18 protein-coding genes and 1 pseudogene are annotated in these 17,460 nt (G+C 71.2%); 12 read left to right on the forward strand and 7 right to left on the reverse strand.

Features of this window, described 5'->3' with window-relative positions; genetic code table 11:
* The first annotated feature begins 75 nt into the window (after positions 1–75).
* The 4 genes from ACJX2R_RS18280 (at position 76) to ACJX2R_RS18295 (ending at position 4,480) form a co-directional block, all read left to right on the forward strand.
* Positions 76–2,130 carry an FAD/NAD(P)-binding protein gene (locus tag ACJX2R_RS18280; protein ID WP_413101000.1) on the forward strand — a complete coding sequence of 685 codons (2,055 nt, stop codon included), beginning with the start codon at positions 76–78 and terminating at the stop codon, positions 2,128–2,130.
* Positions 2,131–2,268: 138 nt separating this feature from the next.
* Entirely contained in the window at positions 2,269–2,748 is a 480-nt protein-coding gene (locus ACJX2R_RS18285; protein WP_413101001.1) for a DoxX family protein, read from the forward strand.
* Positions 2,749–3,006: 258 nt separating this feature from the next.
* Positions 3,007–3,696, forward strand: coding sequence for a DedA family protein (locus ACJX2R_RS18290; RefSeq protein WP_262703765.1), 690 nt, complete (start codon positions 3,007–3,009; stop codon positions 3,694–3,696).
* Positions 3,697–3,781: 85 nt separating this feature from the next.
* Positions 3,782–4,480: a lytic transglycosylase domain-containing protein gene (locus ACJX2R_RS18295; RefSeq protein WP_413101002.1), complete on the forward strand. Its 699-nt coding sequence runs from the start codon at positions 3,782–3,784 to the stop codon at positions 4,478–4,480.
* Here the strand turns inward: ACJX2R_RS18295 and ACJX2R_RS18300 are convergent.
* Entirely contained in the window at positions 4,464–5,246 is a 783-nt protein-coding gene (locus ACJX2R_RS18300) for an alpha/beta fold hydrolase (RefSeq protein ID WP_413101003.1), read from the reverse strand. The two genes, ACJX2R_RS18295 and ACJX2R_RS18300, sit on opposite strands and share 17 nt — an antisense overlap.
* Before the next feature lie 343 nt (positions 5,247–5,589).
* Between ACJX2R_RS18300 and ACJX2R_RS18305 the strand changes: the two genes are divergently transcribed.
* The 4 genes and pseudogenes from ACJX2R_RS18305 to ACJX2R_RS18320 all read left to right on the forward strand — a co-directional run bounded on the left by ACJX2R_RS18305 (position 5,590) and on the right by ACJX2R_RS18320 (position 9,394).
* Positions 5,590–6,582: an MASE1 domain-containing protein gene (locus ACJX2R_RS18305; protein ID WP_413105889.1), complete on the forward strand. Its 993-nt coding sequence runs from the start codon at positions 5,590–5,592 to the stop codon at positions 6,580–6,582.
* A 163-nt stretch (positions 6,583–6,745) separates the two neighbouring features.
* Positions 6,746–7,777, forward strand: a complete 1,032-nt coding sequence (locus tag ACJX2R_RS18310) for a methyltransferase domain-containing protein (protein ID WP_413101004.1) — start codon at positions 6,746–6,748, stop codon at positions 7,775–7,777.
* Between the two features lie 21 nt (positions 7,778–7,798).
* Positions 7,799–8,472, forward strand: a pseudogene (locus ACJX2R_RS18315) (nitroreductase).
* A gap of 328 nt (positions 8,473–8,800) precedes the next feature.
* Positions 8,801–9,394 carry a helix-turn-helix domain-containing protein gene (locus ACJX2R_RS18320; RefSeq protein ID WP_413101005.1) on the forward strand — a complete coding sequence of 198 codons (594 nt, stop codon included), beginning with the start codon at positions 8,801–8,803 and terminating at the stop codon, positions 9,392–9,394.
* 29 nt (positions 9,395–9,423) lie between these two features.
* Here the strand turns inward: ACJX2R_RS18320 and ACJX2R_RS18325 are convergent, their stop codons facing one another.
* Positions 9,424–10,029, reverse strand: a complete 606-nt coding sequence (locus ACJX2R_RS18325; RefSeq protein WP_262703773.1) for a ClpP family protease — start codon at positions 10,027–10,029, stop codon at positions 9,424–9,426.
* 1 nt (position 10,030) lies between these two features.
* Positions 10,031–10,684: an ATP-dependent Clp protease proteolytic subunit gene (locus tag ACJX2R_RS18330; protein ID WP_413101006.1), complete on the reverse strand. Its 654-nt coding sequence runs from the start codon at positions 10,682–10,684 to the stop codon at positions 10,031–10,033.
* A gap of 332 nt (positions 10,685–11,016) precedes the next feature.
* On the opposite strand from ACJX2R_RS18330, the gene ACJX2R_RS18335 reads away from it, so the two are divergent.
* Complete coding sequence (locus ACJX2R_RS18335; protein WP_413105890.1) at positions 11,017–11,682, forward strand: restriction endonuclease; 666 nt, start codon at positions 11,017–11,019, stop codon at positions 11,680–11,682.
* On the opposite strand, the gene ACJX2R_RS18340 is transcribed toward ACJX2R_RS18335, so the two are convergent.
* Positions 11,661–12,389: an SDR family oxidoreductase gene (locus ACJX2R_RS18340; RefSeq protein ID WP_413101007.1), complete on the reverse strand. Its 729-nt coding sequence runs from the start codon at positions 12,387–12,389 to the stop codon at positions 11,661–11,663. The two genes, ACJX2R_RS18335 and ACJX2R_RS18340, sit on opposite strands and share 22 nt — an antisense overlap.
* A gap of 195 nt (positions 12,390–12,584) precedes the next feature.
* Here ACJX2R_RS18340 and ACJX2R_RS18345 point away from each other — a divergent pair, with 195 nt between their 5' ends.
* Positions 12,585–13,061 (forward strand): RrF2 family transcriptional regulator, encoded by a 477-nt coding sequence (locus tag ACJX2R_RS18345; protein WP_262703865.1) that lies wholly within the window; start codon positions 12,585–12,587, stop codon positions 13,059–13,061.
* An 83-nt stretch (positions 13,062–13,144) separates the two neighbouring features.
* Here ACJX2R_RS18345 and ACJX2R_RS18350 read toward each other — a convergent pair whose 3' ends face one another.
* A complete protein-coding gene (locus ACJX2R_RS18350) occupies positions 13,145–13,813 on the reverse strand; it encodes a nitroreductase (RefSeq protein ID WP_413105891.1) in 669 nt (222 codons plus the stop codon).
* Positions 13,814–13,925: 112 nt separating this feature from the next.
* Between ACJX2R_RS18350 and ACJX2R_RS18355 the strand changes: the two genes are divergently transcribed.
* Positions 13,926–14,576, forward strand: a complete 651-nt coding sequence (locus ACJX2R_RS18355) for an FMN-dependent NADH-azoreductase (RefSeq protein WP_413101008.1) — start codon at positions 13,926–13,928, stop codon at positions 14,574–14,576.
* A 134-nt stretch (positions 14,577–14,710) separates the two neighbouring features.
* Here the strand turns inward: ACJX2R_RS18355 and ACJX2R_RS18360 are convergent, their stop codons facing one another.
* Entirely contained in the window at positions 14,711–15,196 is a 486-nt protein-coding gene (locus ACJX2R_RS18360; RefSeq protein ID WP_413101009.1) for a MarR family winged helix-turn-helix transcriptional regulator, read from the reverse strand.
* A 97-nt stretch (positions 15,197–15,293) separates the two neighbouring features.
* On the reverse strand, positions 15,294–16,160 hold the full coding sequence (locus ACJX2R_RS18365; protein ID WP_413101010.1) for a TetR family transcriptional regulator: 867 nt from the start codon (positions 16,158–16,160) through the stop codon (positions 15,294–15,296).
* Between the two features lie 143 nt (positions 16,161–16,303).
* On the opposite strand from ACJX2R_RS18365, the gene ACJX2R_RS18370 reads away from it, so the two are divergent.
* A complete protein-coding gene (locus ACJX2R_RS18370) occupies positions 16,304–17,446 on the forward strand; it encodes an FAD-dependent oxidoreductase (RefSeq protein WP_413101011.1) in 1,143 nt (380 codons plus the stop codon).
* Positions 17,447–17,460 lie beyond the last annotated feature (14 nt).

Raw genomic sequence — 17,460 nt, forward strand, 5'->3', positions numbered from 1 at the left:
CCGGGGAGATTCGTGTGGAGCGGGCGGCATGATGGGCGCGCATCCTGCGTCACATCTGCCCCGGGAGACACAGCCTTGGCCGGAGACTCTCACGCGATAGCCGTCGTCGGCGCCGGGCCGCGCGGCACCAGCGTGCTGGAGCGCCTGTGCGCCTCGGCCCCGGAGCTGGCGCCCGGCACCCCGCTGACCGTGCACATGGTGGACCCCTCCCCGCCCGGTGCGGGACGGGTCTGGCGCACCGCCCAGCCGGACGAGTTGCTGATGAACACCGTGGCCTCGCAGGTCACCCTGTTCACCGACGCGAGCGTCGAATGCGGCGGACCGGTACGGACCGGGCCGAGCCTGTACGAATGGGTCACCGCGCGCGGCCTGGCGCCCGGCCTCGGCCCGGACGACTACCCCAGCCGCGCGCTCTACGGCCGCTATCTGGAGTGGGTGTTCGGCGAGGTGGTGCGGGGCGCGCCGGACACCGTGACCGTCCGGGCGCACCGGGCCCGCGCCGTACGGCTAGAGGAACGGGCCGACGGCGAGCAGGTGCTGACCCTGGATGACGGGAGCCGTCTGGAGGGGCTGCGCGCGGTCGTCCTGGCGCAGGGCCATCTGCCGGCGGCCACCGACGCCGCGGAGCGGCGGTACGCGGCCCACGCGGAGCGGCACGGGCTGCGCTACTACCCGCCCGCCAACCCCGCCGATGTCGACTTGTCGCTCATCGCACCGGGCGAGCCGGTGCTGCTGCGCGGCCTCGGCCTCAACTTCTTCGACCACATGACGCTGCTGACGGCGGGCCGGGGCGGCACGTTCGTCCCACACGCGCACGGCGGCCTGGTCTACCGGCCCTCGGGGCTGGAGCCACGGCTGTACGCGGGTTCCCGGCGCGGCATCCCCTACCACGCGCGGGGCGACAACGCGAAGGGGCCGTGCGGTCGGCACACCCCGCTGCTGCTGACCCCCGATGTGCTCGGCCACTTCCGCAAGCGCGCGGACGTCGGCGATCCGCCGGACTTCCTGGCCGAGATATGGCCGCTCGTGGCCAAGGAGGCCGAGACGGTCTACTACGAGGCGCTACTGACCCTCCGCGCACCCGACACCCACGCCCCGGCCACCCCGGCCGCCCTGGAAACCCCGCCGGCCCCGGAGGTCCCGGCCGCCCTGGAAACTCCGCAAGCCCCGACCGCCCCGCAAACCGCGGAGGCCCCCGAGTCCGGCCCCAGAACCCCCACCCCGTTCACCCCGACACACTTCAGGCGTCACTTTTTGGCCACCGAGCACGGCAGCCCCGAAGAGGCCGCCGTGCTCGCGGAGTACGGCGTTCCGGAGGCGGAGCGCTGGTCCTGGGACGCGGTGGCCCAGCCGTACCGCGGACGCCGGTTCACGGGGCGTGACGAATTCCGGCGGTGGCTGCTGGCCTACGCCCACCAGGACGTGGCGCACGCGCGGCTGGGCAATGTCGAGGGCCCGGTCAAGGCCGCCCTCGACGTGCTGCGCGACCTCCGCAACGAGCTGCGTCTGATCGTCGACCACGGCGGCCTGACGGGGGCGTCCCGCCAGGCCCATCTGGACCGCTGGTACACCCCGCTCAACGCCTTCCTCTCGATCGGCCCGCCGCGCCGCCGGATCGAGGAGATGGCCGCGCTGATCGAGGCGGGTGTCCTGGACGTCCTCGGCCCACGGCTTGAAGTGACCTTGGAGAGTCCAGACCAAAGGGGGGATGGGGCCGGATTCACCGCGCGGTCGGCCGAGGTGCCGGGTCCGCCGGTGACGGCCACGACGCTGATCGAGGCGCGGCTGCCGGAGCCGGATGTGCGCCGGACCGCCGATGAGTTGCTGATCCATCTGCTGGAGACCGGGCAGGGCCGTCCGCACCGGGTGGAGGGCTATGAGACCGGCGGCCTCGATGTCACCACCGCCCCCTACCGGCTGGTGGACGCCCAGGGCCGCCCGCATCCGCGGCGGTTCGCCCTCGGGGTGCCGACCGAGGGGGTCCACTGGGTGACGGCCGCGGGCGCGCGGCCGGGCGTCAACTCCGTCACCCTCTGCGACACGGACGCGGTGGCACGGGCGGTGCTGCGCGTGACGACCGCGCGGGAACCCCGGCAGGAAGCTGCCCCGATGTGCGCCGTGGGGCTCTGAGGAGCGGGTTCGGAACGCCAGAACAGGGCCTCCGGGACAGCCATATTGGCAGGAACTTGAACTTGCAACAAAAGATGAGGGGAACCTAACCTGGCGTTCCGCTGTTCCCCGTCCCCAGGAGCAAGGAGCTCCCCTCCCATGCCTTCTTCCACCACCCCCCGCACCCTCGGCGAGGCGCTCGACAGTGCCAAGCCGTATGTCCTCTCCCTCTTCCGCATCGTGGTCGGGCTGCTGTTCTTCTGCCACGGCGCCTCGTCGCTGCTCGGCTGGTTCGGCGGCATGATGGGCACCGGCAAGACCATCGAGGCCGGCACCTGGCCGGGCTGGTACGCGGCCGTCATCCAGCTCGTCGGCGGCGCGCTGGTGATGCTCGGCGTCGGCAGCCGCAGCGCGGCCTTCATCTCCTCGGGCTCGATGGCCTACGCGTACTTCCATGAGCACCAGCCCGAGAAGCTGTGGCCCATCCAGAACGGCGGCGAGCCCGCCGCGATGTTCTGCTGGGCCCTGCTGCTGCTCGTCTTCACCGGTCCCGGCCCCTGGGCGCTGGACCGGATATTCGGCTCGCCCCGCGCGAGCGAGGCGGCGCCGGAGGCGCCGCGCGAGCCGTCCCGGGTCTGACGGACGGCGGCCGGACCTCACACGGACGGCAGCCGGACGACACCTCGTCCAGCCGTCAGTTCCACGCATTCGACATCACGTCACGCATCGCGCCATGCGGGGTCGAACGCCCCGCATGGCGCGATTCGAACAACATCATCACACCCCTTACCGATATCCTCTTCAGTCACAGGCGTACGCTGTATGGCTGTTACAGGCTGACGCCTGCCGCTTCCCGGCGACATGCGCAGCGGGGGGACCGGGATCGGGAGTAGAACGTTGTTGGAACATTTGGGGTCGCTGACCAACACCCCATGGATCTATGCGGTGATCGGGGCATCCGTCCTGCTCGATGTCTTCCTGCCCGTTCTGCCCAGCGGAGTTCTGGTGATCACCGCCGCCACCGCGGCCGCCGGCACCACCGTTGACGCCGTCGGCGTGGTGCGCCAGGCCGGCGCGGCCGACTTCCCCGCCATGTTCGGGCTGATGCTGTGCGCCGCGACCGCCTCCGTCCTCGGGGACATGGTCGCCTACCGGCTGGCCTGGCGCGGCAGCGACCGGCTCGACCGCGCCATCGCCCGCTCCCGCCGACTCACCTCCGCCCAGGAGCAGTTGGGCACCGCGCTGGTGCGCGGCGGCGGTCCGCTCGTGGTGATAGCCCGCTTCGCGCCCGCGGGACGCTCGGTCGTCAGCCTGAGCGCGGGCGCGGCCCACCGGAGGGTGAAGGAATTCCTGCCGTGGTCGGCGGTGGCCGGGCTGGCCTGGGCGGCGTACAGCGTGGCCCTCGGCTATGTAGGCGGCCAGTGGCTCGGCGCCACCTGGCTCGGCACCGCGGTTTCGGTGCTCGCGCTGTTCGCGGCGGGCGCCGGTGCCGCGTATGTGATGAAGCGTCCGGGTGAGGGCGCGACGGGACCGCTCCCCGCGGGCCCGGCCGGGCAGCCGCTGCCCGGCGCCCACCAGGCGCGGTAGGGGCCGTGTCGGCGAACGATTACTTATCGGCCCGCGATACCGGCTACGGTCCCTGCATGCGTACCCCCATCGTGCCGGTTCCGGCATGCTGACCCGCGCCGCCGGGATGGTCGCCGCGTTCCTCGCCGGCCTCGCCCTGGTCGTCGCCGCGGTCCTGGTCGTACGGCATCTCACCGAGCCCTCGGAGCCCGAGCTGCCGGTGATCCCCGACGCCAGGCGCCCCGTCGTGGAGGCCGCGGTCCGCACCTGCTCCCCGCTGAGCGTGCCGCTGCTGGCCGCCCAGATCGACGCGGAGAGCGGCTGGCGCCGGGACGCGGACTCCGGGCACGCCCAGGGCATTTCGCAGTTCTCCCCGGTCACCTGGAAGGAGTGGGGCCAGGACGGCGACGGCGACGGCAAGGCCGATGTCTGGGAGCCCCGCGACGCCATCCCCTCACAGGCCCGCTACATGTGCCATCTGTACGACGTGGTCAAGGTGGTCCCGGGCGGCAAGGCCGGGATCGGGGCGACCCGGCTCGCGCTCGCGGCGTACAACGCGGGGCCGAACGCGGTGCTCAGGGCGCGCGGCATCCCGAAGATCCTCGAGACGCGGGAGTATGTCGACAAGATCTTGAAGGAGCTGCTGCCCAAGTACCGGAAGAGCGAGGAGAGGTACCAGGAGAGCGAGGCGAAGCACACCGGCAGTGCCTCCGCCTCACCCTCCACACCGGCCTCCCCCTCGCCCTCCGGCGATCCGTCCGGGCCCGCCTCCGGCTCCTCACCGGCGGCTACGCGTCGGCCGTGATGAAGTCCTCCACCGCCCGTACGAGTTCCTGCGGTGTCTCATCGGCGGGATAGTGCCCGGCGTACTCCAGCTCCACCAACTCGGCGTTGACGTACCAGCGCAGCCAGGTCTGCCGCATCACCTCCGCCGTGAGCGCGGGGTCGTGGGCGCCGACCACGATCCGGACCGGCACCTGGGCACCGGCTATGTCCTCGTGGAAGTCCTCCAGCGCCCAGGAGTCCAGCCATGCGCGGAGCGCCTTGGGGTCGCTGTGCTCCACTGAGTGCCGCACCATCAGATCCAGCCAGGCGGCCGGGTGGCGGCCGCCGGTGGTGAGGTCGATGATCTCCCGGCGGTTCTCCGGGTGGTCGGCGGCGGCCGCGAACAGCTGCCACTGCTCGCCCTCCATCGGCACCCCGCTGGCCGGCACCGGCGCGACCCCGACCAGCCGGCGGACCCGGTCCGGGGCGGCCGCCAGGACGCGCTGGGCGACGGCCGCGCCCATCGAGTGGCCGATGAGCGAGAACCGCTCCCAGCCGAGGTGATCGGCGAGCGCGAGCAGATCGCCCCCGGCCTCGCCGGTGGTGTACGCGCCGGGGATGTCGCGCGCCTCGCCGTAGCCGCGCAGATCGGGCAGCACATAGGTGAACCCGCGCCGGTCGACGTGCGGCAGCATCGCGGCGTACGCGGCCCGGTCCGAGAACCAGCCGTGCACCGCCATCACATGGTGCGGCCCGTCGCCGACGGTTTCGTACGGTGGAACGAGGGGTGGAACGATCGGTCCCATGGCACCTCCGGTCCCATTCGAATACGGGCGCGCGGCGCGTGCCCGTGCGGGACAACGGTGACGTCTCCCGCTTCGGGTGGGCAAGCCCGATGCGCATATGCGTGCCCGCGATACGCCCCGGGAAGGCGTCGTATCGCGGGCGCGGGGTCGTCCGTGTGGCGGGGATCCGTCGGCGCGGGACGCGGAGCGGAAGCGGGAGCCGAGCGACACGGTGACCATGTGGTGGAAGCGGACGCCCGGGGTGTCGGCCGTGCTGCGTACGGGCTAGCCGGGCCCCGGGGGCCGCGTGTCAGCCGCGCCGCCCGAGGACGCCCGTAGTCTGATGGCGGCTGTGGCGCGCGACATGGGGATCCGGCGGAACAACGGCCTCCGGCGTCACGGCGCCACCGCGCTGCGGCTCGTGGCCGTCGCCGCCCTCTACTACGCGGGCGCCAGGATCGGACTGCTCCAGGAGCTGGTGCGTGGTCAGGTCACCCCGCTGTGGCCGCCGACCGGCATCGCGCTGGCCTGTCTGCTGACGCTGGGCCCGCCGGCCTGGCCGGGCATCGCCCTGGGCGCCGTCGCGGTCAACGCCCCCATCGGCCCGTCGCCCCCGGCCGTCATCGCGATCGTGGCGGGCAACACCCTCGCCCCGGTCTGCGCGTATCTGCTGCTGCGGCGCGTGGGCTTCCGGGCCGCCGTGGACCGGCTGCGGGACGCGCTGGTCCTGGTCTTCCTCGGCGCGTTGGCGGGCATGCTGATCAGCGCCACGGTGGGCACCGCCGCACTCCTGCTGTCGGGCGCGCTCGCGGCGGGTGACTTCTGGACGGCCTGGTCGGTGTGGTGGACGGGCGACGCGATGGGCGTCCTGGTGATCACCCCCGTGCTGCTGGTGCTCCGCCGCGCCCGGCTCCCGCGCGGCGTCGGCCCGTACCGCCTGCTGGAGGCGGTGGCCCTGCTGCTGGGCACGGCGGCCGTCGCGCTGGTGGCCATGCGGACGGAGGTCAGCCTGCTCTTCCTGGTCTTCCCGTTCCTGATCTGGGCCGCCCTGCGCTTCCAGCTCGCGGGCGCCGCCCCGTGCTCGCTCATCGTCACGGTCCTCGCGATCGCCTCGACGGCGGAGGGCACCGGCCCGTTCTCCCACCACTCGCTCACGGCCCGGATGGTCACCCTCCAGGCGTTCAACGGCTCGACGGCCCTGACGGCCCTGCTCCTCTCCGCGGTCATCACCGAACGCAACGCCACCCGGCGCCAGATCGAACGCGTCTGCGCCCAGTTGGCCGACGTCGTCTTCCGCCTGACCCCGGACGAGCCCCGCCCACCCGAGGGCGACCGCAGCTCCCCGGACAGGCGATAGCGGGCCGTACTACGGCCGGCATGGTGTCCGGCGTCCACCGCTACCGGATACCCGGATACCCGGATACCCGGATACTCGATGCCCGGATACTACGTGACGCGTACTACGCGCCGTGTAGCATCACGAGAACCCGCACCGGAAGCCGATCACAGCTGGAGAAGGCATGCGCACCAACGACGCCCAGATGCTTGTGCTGTGCGCACTGACCGACGGGCCGCTGCACGGGTACGCCATCAACGCGGCCATCGAGCAGGTCTCCGGCCATCGCCTCGGACCCGGGAGCCTCTACGGAGCCTTGGCCCGGCTGGAGGCGAAGCAGCTGGTGAAGCCCTTGGAGGGAAAGGGCCGCCAGCGCCCGTTCCGCCTCACACCCGCGGGGCGGGAGCTGCTCGAGCGAGAGGCGCACTCCATGGCCCGCCTGTCCGGGCGGGTATTCGAGAGCGCCGTTCCCGACAGGATCGGCTACCTCGATCGACTGGCCGCGACGGACGCGGCGCGTTCCTACAAGGGCGTCATGCTCGACGCGCTGGACGCCCGGCCCGGTCAGACCGTGCTCGATCTGGGCTGTGGACCGGGCACGGATCTCAGCGCTCTCGCCGAGGTGGTCGGCCCGTCCGGCAGGGTGATCGGCATCGATTCCAGCCAGGAGATGGCCGAGCAAGCACGCAGGCGTACGGAAGATCTGTCCATGGTCGACGTGGAGTTGGGCGACATCCACACGCTTCCGCTCGAAGACGGCAGTATCGACCGTGCCCGGACCGACCGCACGCTCCAGCACGCGGCGGACCCGGCCGGGGCGCTCGCGGAGGCCCGGCGGGTACTGCGCCCAGGCGGCAGACTCGTCATGGGCGAACCCGACTGGGACTCGCTGACCATCGACTACCCCGACGTCGAGGTCTCGCGTGCGTACACCCGCCATGTGACGGACAAGATCGTACGCAACGGGGTCATCGGCCGGCAGCTGGCCCGGCTCGCGCTGGACGCGGGATTCGCGGTGCCGACCGTCGCCCCGGTCACCTCGGTCTTCCGTGAGGTCCAGGCCGCGGACCTGGTCCTCGGCCTTCAGCGCAACACCGAGCGCGCCGTGTCCGCGGGCTACCTGCCCGCCCCGGCATCGCGGAGGTGGCTCGACCATCTCGCCACGGAGCCCTTTTTCGCCGCCGTGACGCTGTACGTCGTCGTCGCGGAAGCCTGAAGCCTGAGGGGACGAGAAGACGTGGATGTGTATGAAGCCGTGGACAGTCGCAGGGCCGTACGGGCGTTCAGCGACAAGCCGGTGGCCAGAGACGTACTCGAACGAGTGCTGGCAGCGGCGACGCGCGCTCCGTCGAGCGGGAACCTCCAGCCGTGGCATGTGTATGTCGTGACCGGCGAGCCCTTGGCCGAGTTGAAGAGGCGCGCGACGGCCAGGGCGCTGGCCGGAGACCCGGGTGATGAGCGGGAGTATCCGATGTACCCGGCCGAACTGGCCTCGCCCTATCTGGACCGTTTCGCCGCCGCGGCCGCCCAGCGGTACGAAGCGCTGGGGGTCGAGCGCGACGACCCCGCCCGGCCCACGAAGATCGCCGCCTTGAACTCGGAGGCGTTCGGGGCGCCGGTCGTCCTGTTCTGCTACCTCGACCGGACCATGGGCCCCGGACAGTGGGGGGACGCGGGGATGTACTTGCAGACGGTCATGCTGTTGTTGAGGGCGGAAGGGTTGCACAGCTGTCCGCAGGTGATGTGGACGATGTATCGCGAGACCGTCAGCCAAATAGTCGGAGCCGATGATGGACTCGTGCTGTTCTGCGGCGTATCGGTGGGATTCGAGAAGGAAGGCGCGGCGCGGCTGCGTTGGCGGACATGGCGGAAACGGTGAGCTTCATCGGAGGGTGCCCCGCTGACCGGTGATCCCGCTGACCCGGCCTCATAGCCCGGTGGCGTCGCGGCCCCGTGGCGTCGCGGCCCCGTGGCGTCGGACCGTCTTTCCGCCGGGGGCCGGACCCGCGCTGTTGGGCCCGGCCCCCGCCGTGTCCGAGTTACGCAAGCAGCCCAGCAAGCGTGAATAAGGACAGTCATACGCTAGGGCCCGGCACTGACAACGGGGCTCCTCGCCGGGGATGCGCGGGGTGTGCGCGCCCGGTTCGCGCCATCCGCCCCACGCCGAACGCATGAGCGATTCGCCAAGGGCAGAACCTTGTCCCCTTCCCGTGGGGCGCGACGCTCCTACCCTGAGGGGGTGAGCAGCCACGCGTCGAACCGAGCCCGCGTCATTCCCCTGCGTCCGGCCACCGCGGACCCGGCGCCCCGGGCGGGAGCCACCGCCGGGGCCGGAGCCCCCGCGGCCGCCCCCGCCCCGACGGCGCCAGCCGTTCCCTCCGGTCCGGGCGGCCCCGGCGGACCGGAGCGGCCCGGCCGGGAGCCGGTGAAGGAGCCCTTGTGGCGGGATGTCGTCGGTGGCGTGCTGCGGCGCGAGCGCCTCGCCCAGCAGCGCACGCTCAAGGACGTGGCCGAGGCGGCCCGTATCTCGATGCCGTACCTCTCCGAGCTCGAACGGGGCCGCAAGGAGGCGTCGTCCGAGGTTCTGGCCGCCGCCGCCCGCGCACTCGGCCTCGGCCTGGCCGACCTCCTCGCGATGGCCCAGGGCGAGTTGATCCGGCTCGTCTCCGGCCCGCGGCGGCGCGACGGCGCGGCGATGTCGGTCACGTCCCTCACGTCCGTCACCTCCGCCACGTCCGTCACCTCCACCACATCCATCAGCTCCGCCACGTCCGTCGCGGACCGCGGGGCCCGGCACGCGGGGCGGCAGGGCGACGTACGCCTGGCCGCCTGAGGCACCGAACCCTCAGAACGCCCGAGCCCTCAGAACGCCCGGGCCATCCGCCGGCTCAGCACCTCGTCGGCGAGCCCGTACGCCACCGCCTCCTCCGCCGTGAAGACCTTGTCGCGGTCCATGTCGGCGCGGAGCGTGGTGGCGTCGTGGGGCGTATGGCGTGCCAGCACCTCCTCGACCTGCGAGCGGATCCGGAGCATCTCCTTGGCCTGGAGGCTGAGATCCGAGACCGTCCCCTGCGCACCACCGCTCACCGGCTGCCCCAGCAGCACCCGGGAGTGCTCCAGTACGAACCGCCGCCCGGGGTCTCCCCCGGCCAGCAGCACCGCCGCGGTCGAGGCCGCCTGTCCCACGCAGAACGTGGAGATGGGCGCCGACACGAACGTCATCGTGTCGTAGATCGCCATCAGCGAGGTGAACGAGCCGCCCGGGGAGTTGATGTAGATCGAGACCTCCTGCTCCGGGCTCGACGATTCGAGGTGGAGCAGTTGCGCGATGACGACGTTGGCGACGCCGTCGTCGATCTCCGTACCGAGGAAGATGATCCGCTCGGACAGCAGCCGGCTGTAGATGTCGTACGCCCGCTCCCCCTGCGTGGTGCGCTCGACGACCGTCGGAATCGTGTACTGCCCCATGTCAGATCCCCATCCTGCGCCGCGTACCGGCGGGCCGTACGTCCGCGAGCGACTCCACGACCCGGTCGACCATTCCGTACTCCTTCGCCTGCTCCGGTGTGAACCACCGGTCGCGGTCACCGTCGCGCGAAATCGTCTCCACGCTCTGCCCGGTGTGCTCCGCCGTGATCCGCTCGATCGACCGCTTCATGAATTCCAGATTCTCGGCCTGAATCGCGATATCGGCCGTGCTCCCCCCGATACCGGCGGACGGCTGATGCATCATGATGCGGGAATTCGGCAGCGCGTAGCGCTTTCCCGTCGTGCCCACGGTGAGCAGAAACTGCCCCATGCTCGCGGCGAATCCCATGACGAGCGTGGAGACGTCGTTCGGAATCAGCCGCATCGTGTCGTAGATCGCCAGCCCCGCGGTCACCGAACCACCCGGGCTGTTGACGTAGAGGCTGATGTCCGACCGCGGATCCTCGGCCGACAGCAGCAGCATCTGCGCACATACCCGGTTCGCGGACACCTCGTCCACCTGTGTGCCGAGAAAGACGATGCGCTGGGTCAGCAGCTGCGCGGCCAGGTGATCGTCGAACCGCGTGGGTGCCGTGTCCCCGTCCGCGGCTCGCGGACTCATTGCCGACTCCCAGCCGGTGGCGAATGTTCCCATCGGACCTCCCTGTGAATACCGCGGCCCTCACCGCCGCGGTCCTTTCACCATCGACCCAATTCGCCTGCTCCGTAAGGAATCTCGGCCCGCAGCAGATTCGCCCACGGCAGACCCGGCCGCCGCGCGAGGGGCGGTCTTGCGGGAGCGTCCCGCCGCTCCCGACACTGCGAGGGGGGCGGGAAACGAGCCGACAGGGGGCGCGAACAATGACCGTTCGAGGGCGACAACGACAGCGACAACGACGGGGACAGGGACAGGGACGGGGACGTAAAGCGGCATTACGGCGGTTGAGGGCACGGCTGCGCCGCACGGCCTGGAGCGGCGGCGCGGTGGTGGCCCTCGCACTGGCCCTGACCTGGAAGACGGTATGGCCGTACGTCCTCGGAGTGGTCCTCGTCGGCCTGTTCGGCGCCACCGGCTGGTGGCTGCGGAAAACACATCTGCGCACCGTGGCGCGACACCGGGCCTGGCAGACCGAACAGGAGAACGCGGCACGTGAGCGGTCCATGGCCGAAGTGGACGCCATGACCTGGCAGCGGTTCGAGAGTTACGTCGCGGAGCTGTGCCGCCGGGACGGCTGCACCCAGGTCGTCGTCTCCGGGAAGTCGGGCGACCTGGGCGCGGACGTCATCGGCCGCATGCCGGACGGACGGCTGCTGGTGATCCAGTGCAAGCACTACGCACCCCATCGCACCGTGCCGAGCGGCGATATGCAGAAGTTCCTCGGCACCGCGAAGGCCGAACACGGCGCGGACGTCGCGGTGTACGTCGCCACCTGCGCCTTCACCCGGGAGGCGGAGAAGCTCGCGATGAAGCACGGGATCCTCGCCCTGCACCGGAACCTCCTCGGGGCCTGGGTGCGGGGCGCCACCCTGGAGTCACTGCTCCCCCTCAACGGCGCGGGCGACGGCCGCATCAGCCGCACCGGCCGTAGACCCCGAAGCAATGGGCCCATGACACCCGTACCGCGCGCGGGTCAGGAGAGCCAGTCGACGTAACGGGTGGGGGCCAGCTGGGCACCCGTGTCGGTGAGGACGTCCCCCTGGACGACGGCGAACATCCCGGCGTCCGGGTCGGTGACGACGGTGCGGGGGTCGCCCTTCCGGGCCAGGGTGATCCGGCCCAGCTCGTCCAGCGGGAAGACCTCGGGCCCGGCGACGTTGCGAATGCCCCGCAGCGGGCCGCCCACGGCGGCCTCCGTCACCGCAGCGGCCACGTCCTTGGCGGCGATCGGCTGGATCGGCGTGGCGGGCAGCCGGACGGTGTCGCCGTCGGCGGTCCAGGACAGGACGGCGTCCATGAACTCCATGAACTGCGTCGCCCGGACGATCGAGTACGGGATCGGCCCGGCCGCGAGGATCTCCTCCTGGAGCACCTTGGCCCGGTAGTAGTCCAGCTCCGGCACCTGGTCCACGCCGACGATCGAGAGGATCACGAAGTGGCCGACGCCGCCCTTACGGGCCGCGGCCAGCAGGTTGTCCATCGAGGTCTTGAAGAAGGCCGGGGAGGCTTCGTCGAAGGTCGGGGAGTTCGTCAGGTTGACGACGACGTCGGCTCCCGCGACCGCCTCGTCCAGCCCCTTGCCGCTGATGATGTCGACGCCGGTGGACAGCGCGTGCGGTACCGCCTCGTGCCCGGCGGCGTTCAGATTCTTGACGACCTGGGACCCGATCAGCCCGGTACCGCCGATGACCGCGAACTTCATGACATGCCTTTCGTGGGAGTGGTGCGCATGGACGCCCGCATGGGCGCATGGCGCCTGCCTGGATACGGCGCATGACCACCACGTGGCCGCGCCGCCCATCAAACTCGGATACATCTTGTCCGAGAAAATACCCGGACACAAGTTGTCCGAGTAAGCGGGATGATCGGCGAGCTGATTAGAGTGGGACGGGTGAAGATGTCCGGCGGAGTCGAGTGGGCCCTGCACTGCTGCGTCGTGCTCACATCCGTCGAGGAGCCCGTCCCCGCGACCAGGCTTGCGGAACTGCACGACGTATCGGCGAGCTACCTGGCCAAACAGCTACAGGCACTCTCCCGGGCCGGGCTCGTCCGCTCCGTCCAGGGCAAGGCGGGCGGCTACGTCCTCACCCGGGAGCCCGCCTCGATCACCGTGCTCGACGTGGTCGAAGCGGTCGACGGCCCCAGCCCGGCGTTCACCTGCACGGAGATCCGCCAGCGGGGCCCACTGGCCACCCCCGCCGAGGCATGCACCACGCCATGCCCGATCGCCCGGGTGATGGGCGGCGCGGACGCGGCCTGGCGAGAGGCGCTGCGTACGGTCTCGATCGCCGACCTGGCCCAGGACGTGGCCTCCACCTCGGGTCCCACCGCGCTGGCCCGCGTCAGCGCGTGGCTGACCACCCCGCAAACCTGAGCCCCCTCACCCCCAGCGGCCGTCGACAGCCCCCACCCCGAACTGCCATCACCCCAACAGCCATCACCCCAACAGCCATCGACTCAGCAGCCGCCGACGAACCTGACCGTCTCGCCGAGCGGCGCCCGCCCCGTACGGGGCTGACTCGCGGCGACGTCCTCGTACCCGATCGACATACCGCAGAAGAGGATGAGCCCCTCCGGCGGTGAGACGATCTCCGCGACGGTCTTGTGGTACTTCGCCCACGCCATCTGCGTGCAGCTGTGCAGCCCTTCGGCGCGGAGCAGCACCATGACGGTCTGTAGAAACATGCCGACGTCGGACCACTGAGGCCCACCCAGGTCGCGGTCGATGTAGCAGAACAGGGCGGCGGGCGCGCCGAAGCATTGCCAGTTCGCGGAGGCGGCCCGCTGGCGCGCCTCCAGGTCCTCGCGGGGGATCCCGAGCGCGCCGTAGCGCTGCTCGCCGAAGGCGGCCCGGCGCTCGCGGTACGGGGACTTCAGCGCGGGCGGGTACTGCTCGTACTCCGGCTCATCCCAGGCGTCGCCCGCGTCCAGCCGCTCACCGGCCCGCTTCTTGAGCTCGGCCAGCGGCCCGCCGGTCAGCACGTAGGCGTGCCACGGCTGGAGGTTCGACGCGGACGGCGCCCAAGCCGCGGCGGACAACACCCGCTCCAGCGCCTCCCGCGGAACCCGCTGGTCGGTAAACGCGCGCACCGCCCGTCGGCTCGTGACGGCCTCGTAGACGTCCAAGATCACCCATCTCCCATCCGCGCAAGGCGCCGCACCTTCGTTACAGTCGAGACTGTATCATTCGATACCATCTTACTCTCAACCATCACCGAGCACTCATGGGAGAAAGTCCATGGTCACGCTGTTGCACATCGACTCGTCCGTACTTCCGGGCGAGGCGTCCGCGTCCCGTTCCGTCGCGGCCGCCTTCCGTACGGCATGGGAGGAGCAGCACCCGGAGGGCACGGTGATCTACCGCGACCTCGCCGCCGAACCCGCCCCCCACATCACCGCCGACGCCTGGTCCGCGGGCTACACCGCGCCGTCCGAGCGCACCCCGGAGCAGTCGGCGGCGTTCGCCGCGCGCGAGAAGCTCATCGAGGAACTGGAGCAGGCGGACGCCATCCTGATCGGCGCCCCCATGCACAACTTCTCGGTCCCGTCGACCCTCAAGACATGGCTGGACAACGTGCTCCTGCTCGGTCGCACCGCGGGCGAGTCCCCCTCCGCCCAGGGCACCCCGACCGTCGTCGTCGCCAGCCGCGGCGGCTCCTACGCGCCGGGCACCCCGCGCGAGGGCTTCGATTTCGTACAGAACTACCTGGAAGCCGTCCTCCACCGCACCCTGGGCCTGGACATCGACTTCATCGTCCCGGAGCTCACCATGGCCCCGCGCAACCCGGCCATGTCCGAGCTGATCCCCCTGTACGAGGCCTCCCGCGAGCGCGCCTTCGAGGAGGCGATCACAAAGGCGAAGGAGCTCGCGGAGCGCGTGACGGCGTAGCGCCTGGGCCGACGCCTGTCCGCGTAACCCCTACGCGCCATGGGCGCCGTGTGACGCCTCACCAAGGCAAGGCCGTCACACGGCGTCCGGCGTCCACTCCCCCCATCCCAGGCAACGGCCGACGCATAACGCCCTTACGCCCCACCCTCCACGGGATAGGCAAACCGGGTCAGCAGATCCTTCAGCCGCTCGGCCTCATCGGACCCCAGCTCGCCGACCAGCCGCTCGGCCAGCGGCTCCGCCGCCACATGGGCCGCGTCGAAGAGCTCAAGCCCCTGAGCCGTGATCTCCACAGCCCGCACCCGCCGGTCTCCCGGCACGGCCTTGCGCACAACCAGCCCCTTGCGCTCCAGGTCGTCCACAACGCGCATGATCCCCGCCTTGTCCGACCCCGTCGCCGCCGCCAGATCCCGCTGCACCGTGGGCCCGCAGTCGACCAGCACGATCAACACGGCAAAGTGCCGCAACTCAATGCCAAGCGGCCGAAGCGCCTCCGTCATCACCGCCGCCGCCCGCCAGTGCGCCCGACGCAGCAGCAAGCCGAGCGCGAACGGCGAGGTGTCCCCGGCACGGCCGGTCGCCCGCGAGGCGGAGGTGTGGTGAGGGAGATCGGCACTCATGGGGCCACATTACAGCCACTCATTCGTTCGATACGGTATCAATTGAAACCAAATCCGGCGAGCGAGCCGGGCCCATTCGCGGCGCCCCCGGCAGCACTCAGGTGGCGAGTGGTGGGGTGCGGTCCTGTTCGCTGGGCAGGTGGAGAGCCGTGATGCCGGTGAGGACGAGGTCGATCCCGGCGAGGAACTGCTCGCGGTCGTCGTGCTCGCGCATCTGGGCCGCGACGGCGCGGATGAACGGGTAGTCGTCGGGGTCAAGCTCTTCCCAGGCCTTCGACGCGGCGTCGAGGAACTCGGCGCGGTCCACGTCGGGCGCCAGGGTGCGGGCGCTCGCGTTGTTCGCGGCGTTCTGGCCGGTGGCGCCGAGGATGTAGTGCACCAGCGCCGAGGCCGCCGTGAACCAGTGACCCTCGGGCACGCCCAGCGCGCGGACCTGCCGACCGATGCTTTCGAAGATCTGCGGCGTCACCGAGCCCCAGGGGCTGCGGGAGAGCTGGAGGGCGAGCTGTGTGGGGAGCCATGGGTGCTCCTCGATCGCGTCGAACAGGCCGAACGCGATGGCGCGGATCTTGTCCTGCGGCGAGTCCGGGGATTCGGCGGGCCGGGCGGATTCGGTGGATTCGGTTGGCTCCGCGGACCTGGCTGGCTCGGCCCGCTCCGCGGACTTGGCCGGCTCGGCCGGCTCGGCGGACTTGGCCGGCTCGGCCGACTCGGCGGTGCGCTCCGCCGGCTCTGCGGCCAGAGCGGCGGCGACTACCGCGCCGGTCGCGGCGTCGAGCAGCTCTTCCTTGTTGGCCACATGCCAATAGATCGCCCCGGGCCCGGTGGCAAGGCGCTCGGTCAGGGCCCGGAAGGTCAGCCCGCCCTCGCCGGCCGTGTCGAGCAGTTCGACGGCGGCCTCGACGATGCGCTCGCGGGTGAGCGCCTCTGTGCGCCGCTGTGACCGGCGTGTCCGTGTTGCCATGCGGCCATTTTGACATGACTGGAGTGTTGTTCCAGAATGGAGCGGCGTTCCATTATGGAGCGGTGTTCCAATGCTGGAATGGCATACCCGCGAGGTCGGCCGGGTTGGCACCGGGCGGCCTCGATTCCGAAGGAGTAGTCACGATGCGCACTCCCGTCACGATCATCGGCGCCGGACTCGGCGGGCTCACGCTCGCCCGCGTCCTGCACGTCCACGGCATCCCGGCCACCGTCTACGAGGCGGAGGCCTCCCCGATGGCGCGTTCGCAGGGCGGGATGCTCGACATCCACGACTACAACGGCCAACTGGCCGTGCGGGCGGCCGACCTGATGGACGAGTTCCACGGCCTCGTCCTGGAGGGCCGCCAGGCGATGCGGTTCCTGGACCGGGAAGGGACCGTGCTGTTCGAGAAGGCCGACGACGGCACGGGTGGGCGCCCCGAGGTGCAACGCGGCGAGTTGCGGCAGATGCTGCTCGACTCGCTCCCGCCCGGCACCGTCCGGTGGGGCCACAAGGTCAGCGGGACGCGTGCCCTCGGTGAGGGCCGCCACGAGGTGACGTTCGCCGACGGCAGTACCGTCGTCACGAATCTGCTGGTCGGCGCGGACGGGGCGTGGTCGCGGGTCCGGCCGCTGCTGTCCACCGCCGTACCCGAGTACACCGGCCTGTCGTTCATCGAGACGTATCTGTACGACGCCGACACCCGGCACCCCGCCGCCGCGAAGGCGGTCGGCGGCGGGTCGATGATGGCGCACGCGCCGGGCAGGGCGATCCACGCGCACCGGGAGAGCGGCGACACCCTGCACACCTACGTATTGCTCCCCAGGCCGCGGGACTGGTTCACCGCGATCGACTTCACCGATGCCGCCGCGGCCACCGCGCGGATCGCGCGGGAATTCGACGGCTGGGCACCGGAGCTCACCGCGCTGATCACCGACGGCGACACCGAACTGGTCCTGCGCCCCCACTACGCCCTGCCGATCGAGCACCGTTGGGATCGGCTGCCGGGTGTGACCCTGGTCGGCGACGCCGCCCACCTCACGGCCCCGAACGGCGAAGGCGCCAACCTGGCCATGCTCGACGGCGCCGAACTCGGCAAGGCCCTCGCCGCGCACCCCGACGACGTCGAGACCGCGCTCGCCGAGTACGAGCGGACCATGTTCCCCCGCAGCGCCGAGGTCGCCGCCGAAGGCGTCGGCAGCGACGAGCTCATGTTCGGCGACGACGCGCCCCACGGCCTGGTCAGGGTGTTCAGCGAGTTCATCGGAAAGGACCGCGACCAATGAGCCCGGAACCGCCG

This window comes from Streptomyces sp. Inha503, assembly GCF_047215865.1.
In the GTDB taxonomy this organism is placed as follows: Bacteria; Actinomycetota; Actinomycetes; order Streptomycetales; family Streptomycetaceae; genus Streptomyces; species Streptomyces lycopersici.

Coding starts and splice junctions, on each gene's coding strand:
- ACJX2R_RS18285 (WP_413101001.1), top strand. CDS start 2,269: ATGCCTTCTTCCACCACCCCCCGCACCCTCGGCGAGGCGCTCGACAGT.
- ACJX2R_RS18295 (WP_413101002.1), top strand. CDS start 3,782: ATGCTGACCCGCGCCGCCGGGATGGTCGCCGCGTTCCTCGCCGGCCTC.
- ACJX2R_RS18300 (WP_413101003.1), bottom strand. CDS start 5,246: ATGGGACCGATCGTTCCACCCCTCGTTCCACCGTACGAAACCGTCGGC.
- ACJX2R_RS18305 (WP_413105889.1), top strand. CDS start 5,590: ATGGGGATCCGGCGGAACAACGGCCTCCGGCGTCACGGCGCCACCGCG.
- ACJX2R_RS18310 (WP_413101004.1), top strand. CDS start 6,746: ATGCGCACCAACGACGCCCAGATGCTTGTGCTGTGCGCACTGACCGAC.
- ACJX2R_RS18325 (WP_262703773.1), bottom strand. CDS start 10,029: ATGGGGCAGTACACGATTCCGACGGTCGTCGAGCGCACCACGCAGGGG.
- ACJX2R_RS18330 (WP_413101006.1), bottom strand. CDS start 10,684: ATGGGAACATTCGCCACCGGCTGGGAGTCGGCAATGAGTCCGCGAGCC.
- ACJX2R_RS18340 (WP_413101007.1), bottom strand. CDS start 12,389: ATGAAGTTCGCGGTCATCGGCGGTACCGGGCTGATCGGGTCCCAGGTC.
- ACJX2R_RS18345 (WP_262703865.1), top strand. CDS start 12,585: ATGTCCGGCGGAGTCGAGTGGGCCCTGCACTGCTGCGTCGTGCTCACA.
- ACJX2R_RS18355 (WP_413101008.1), top strand. CDS start 13,926: ATGGTCACGCTGTTGCACATCGACTCGTCCGTACTTCCGGGCGAGGCG.
- ACJX2R_RS18360 (WP_413101009.1), bottom strand. CDS start 15,196: ATGAGTGCCGATCTCCCTCACCACACCTCCGCCTCGCGGGCGACCGGC.
- ACJX2R_RS18365 (WP_413101010.1), bottom strand. CDS start 16,160: ATGGCAACACGGACACGCCGGTCACAGCGGCGCACAGAGGCGCTCACC.
- ACJX2R_RS18370 (WP_413101011.1), top strand. CDS start 16,304: ATGCGCACTCCCGTCACGATCATCGGCGCCGGACTCGGCGGGCTCACG.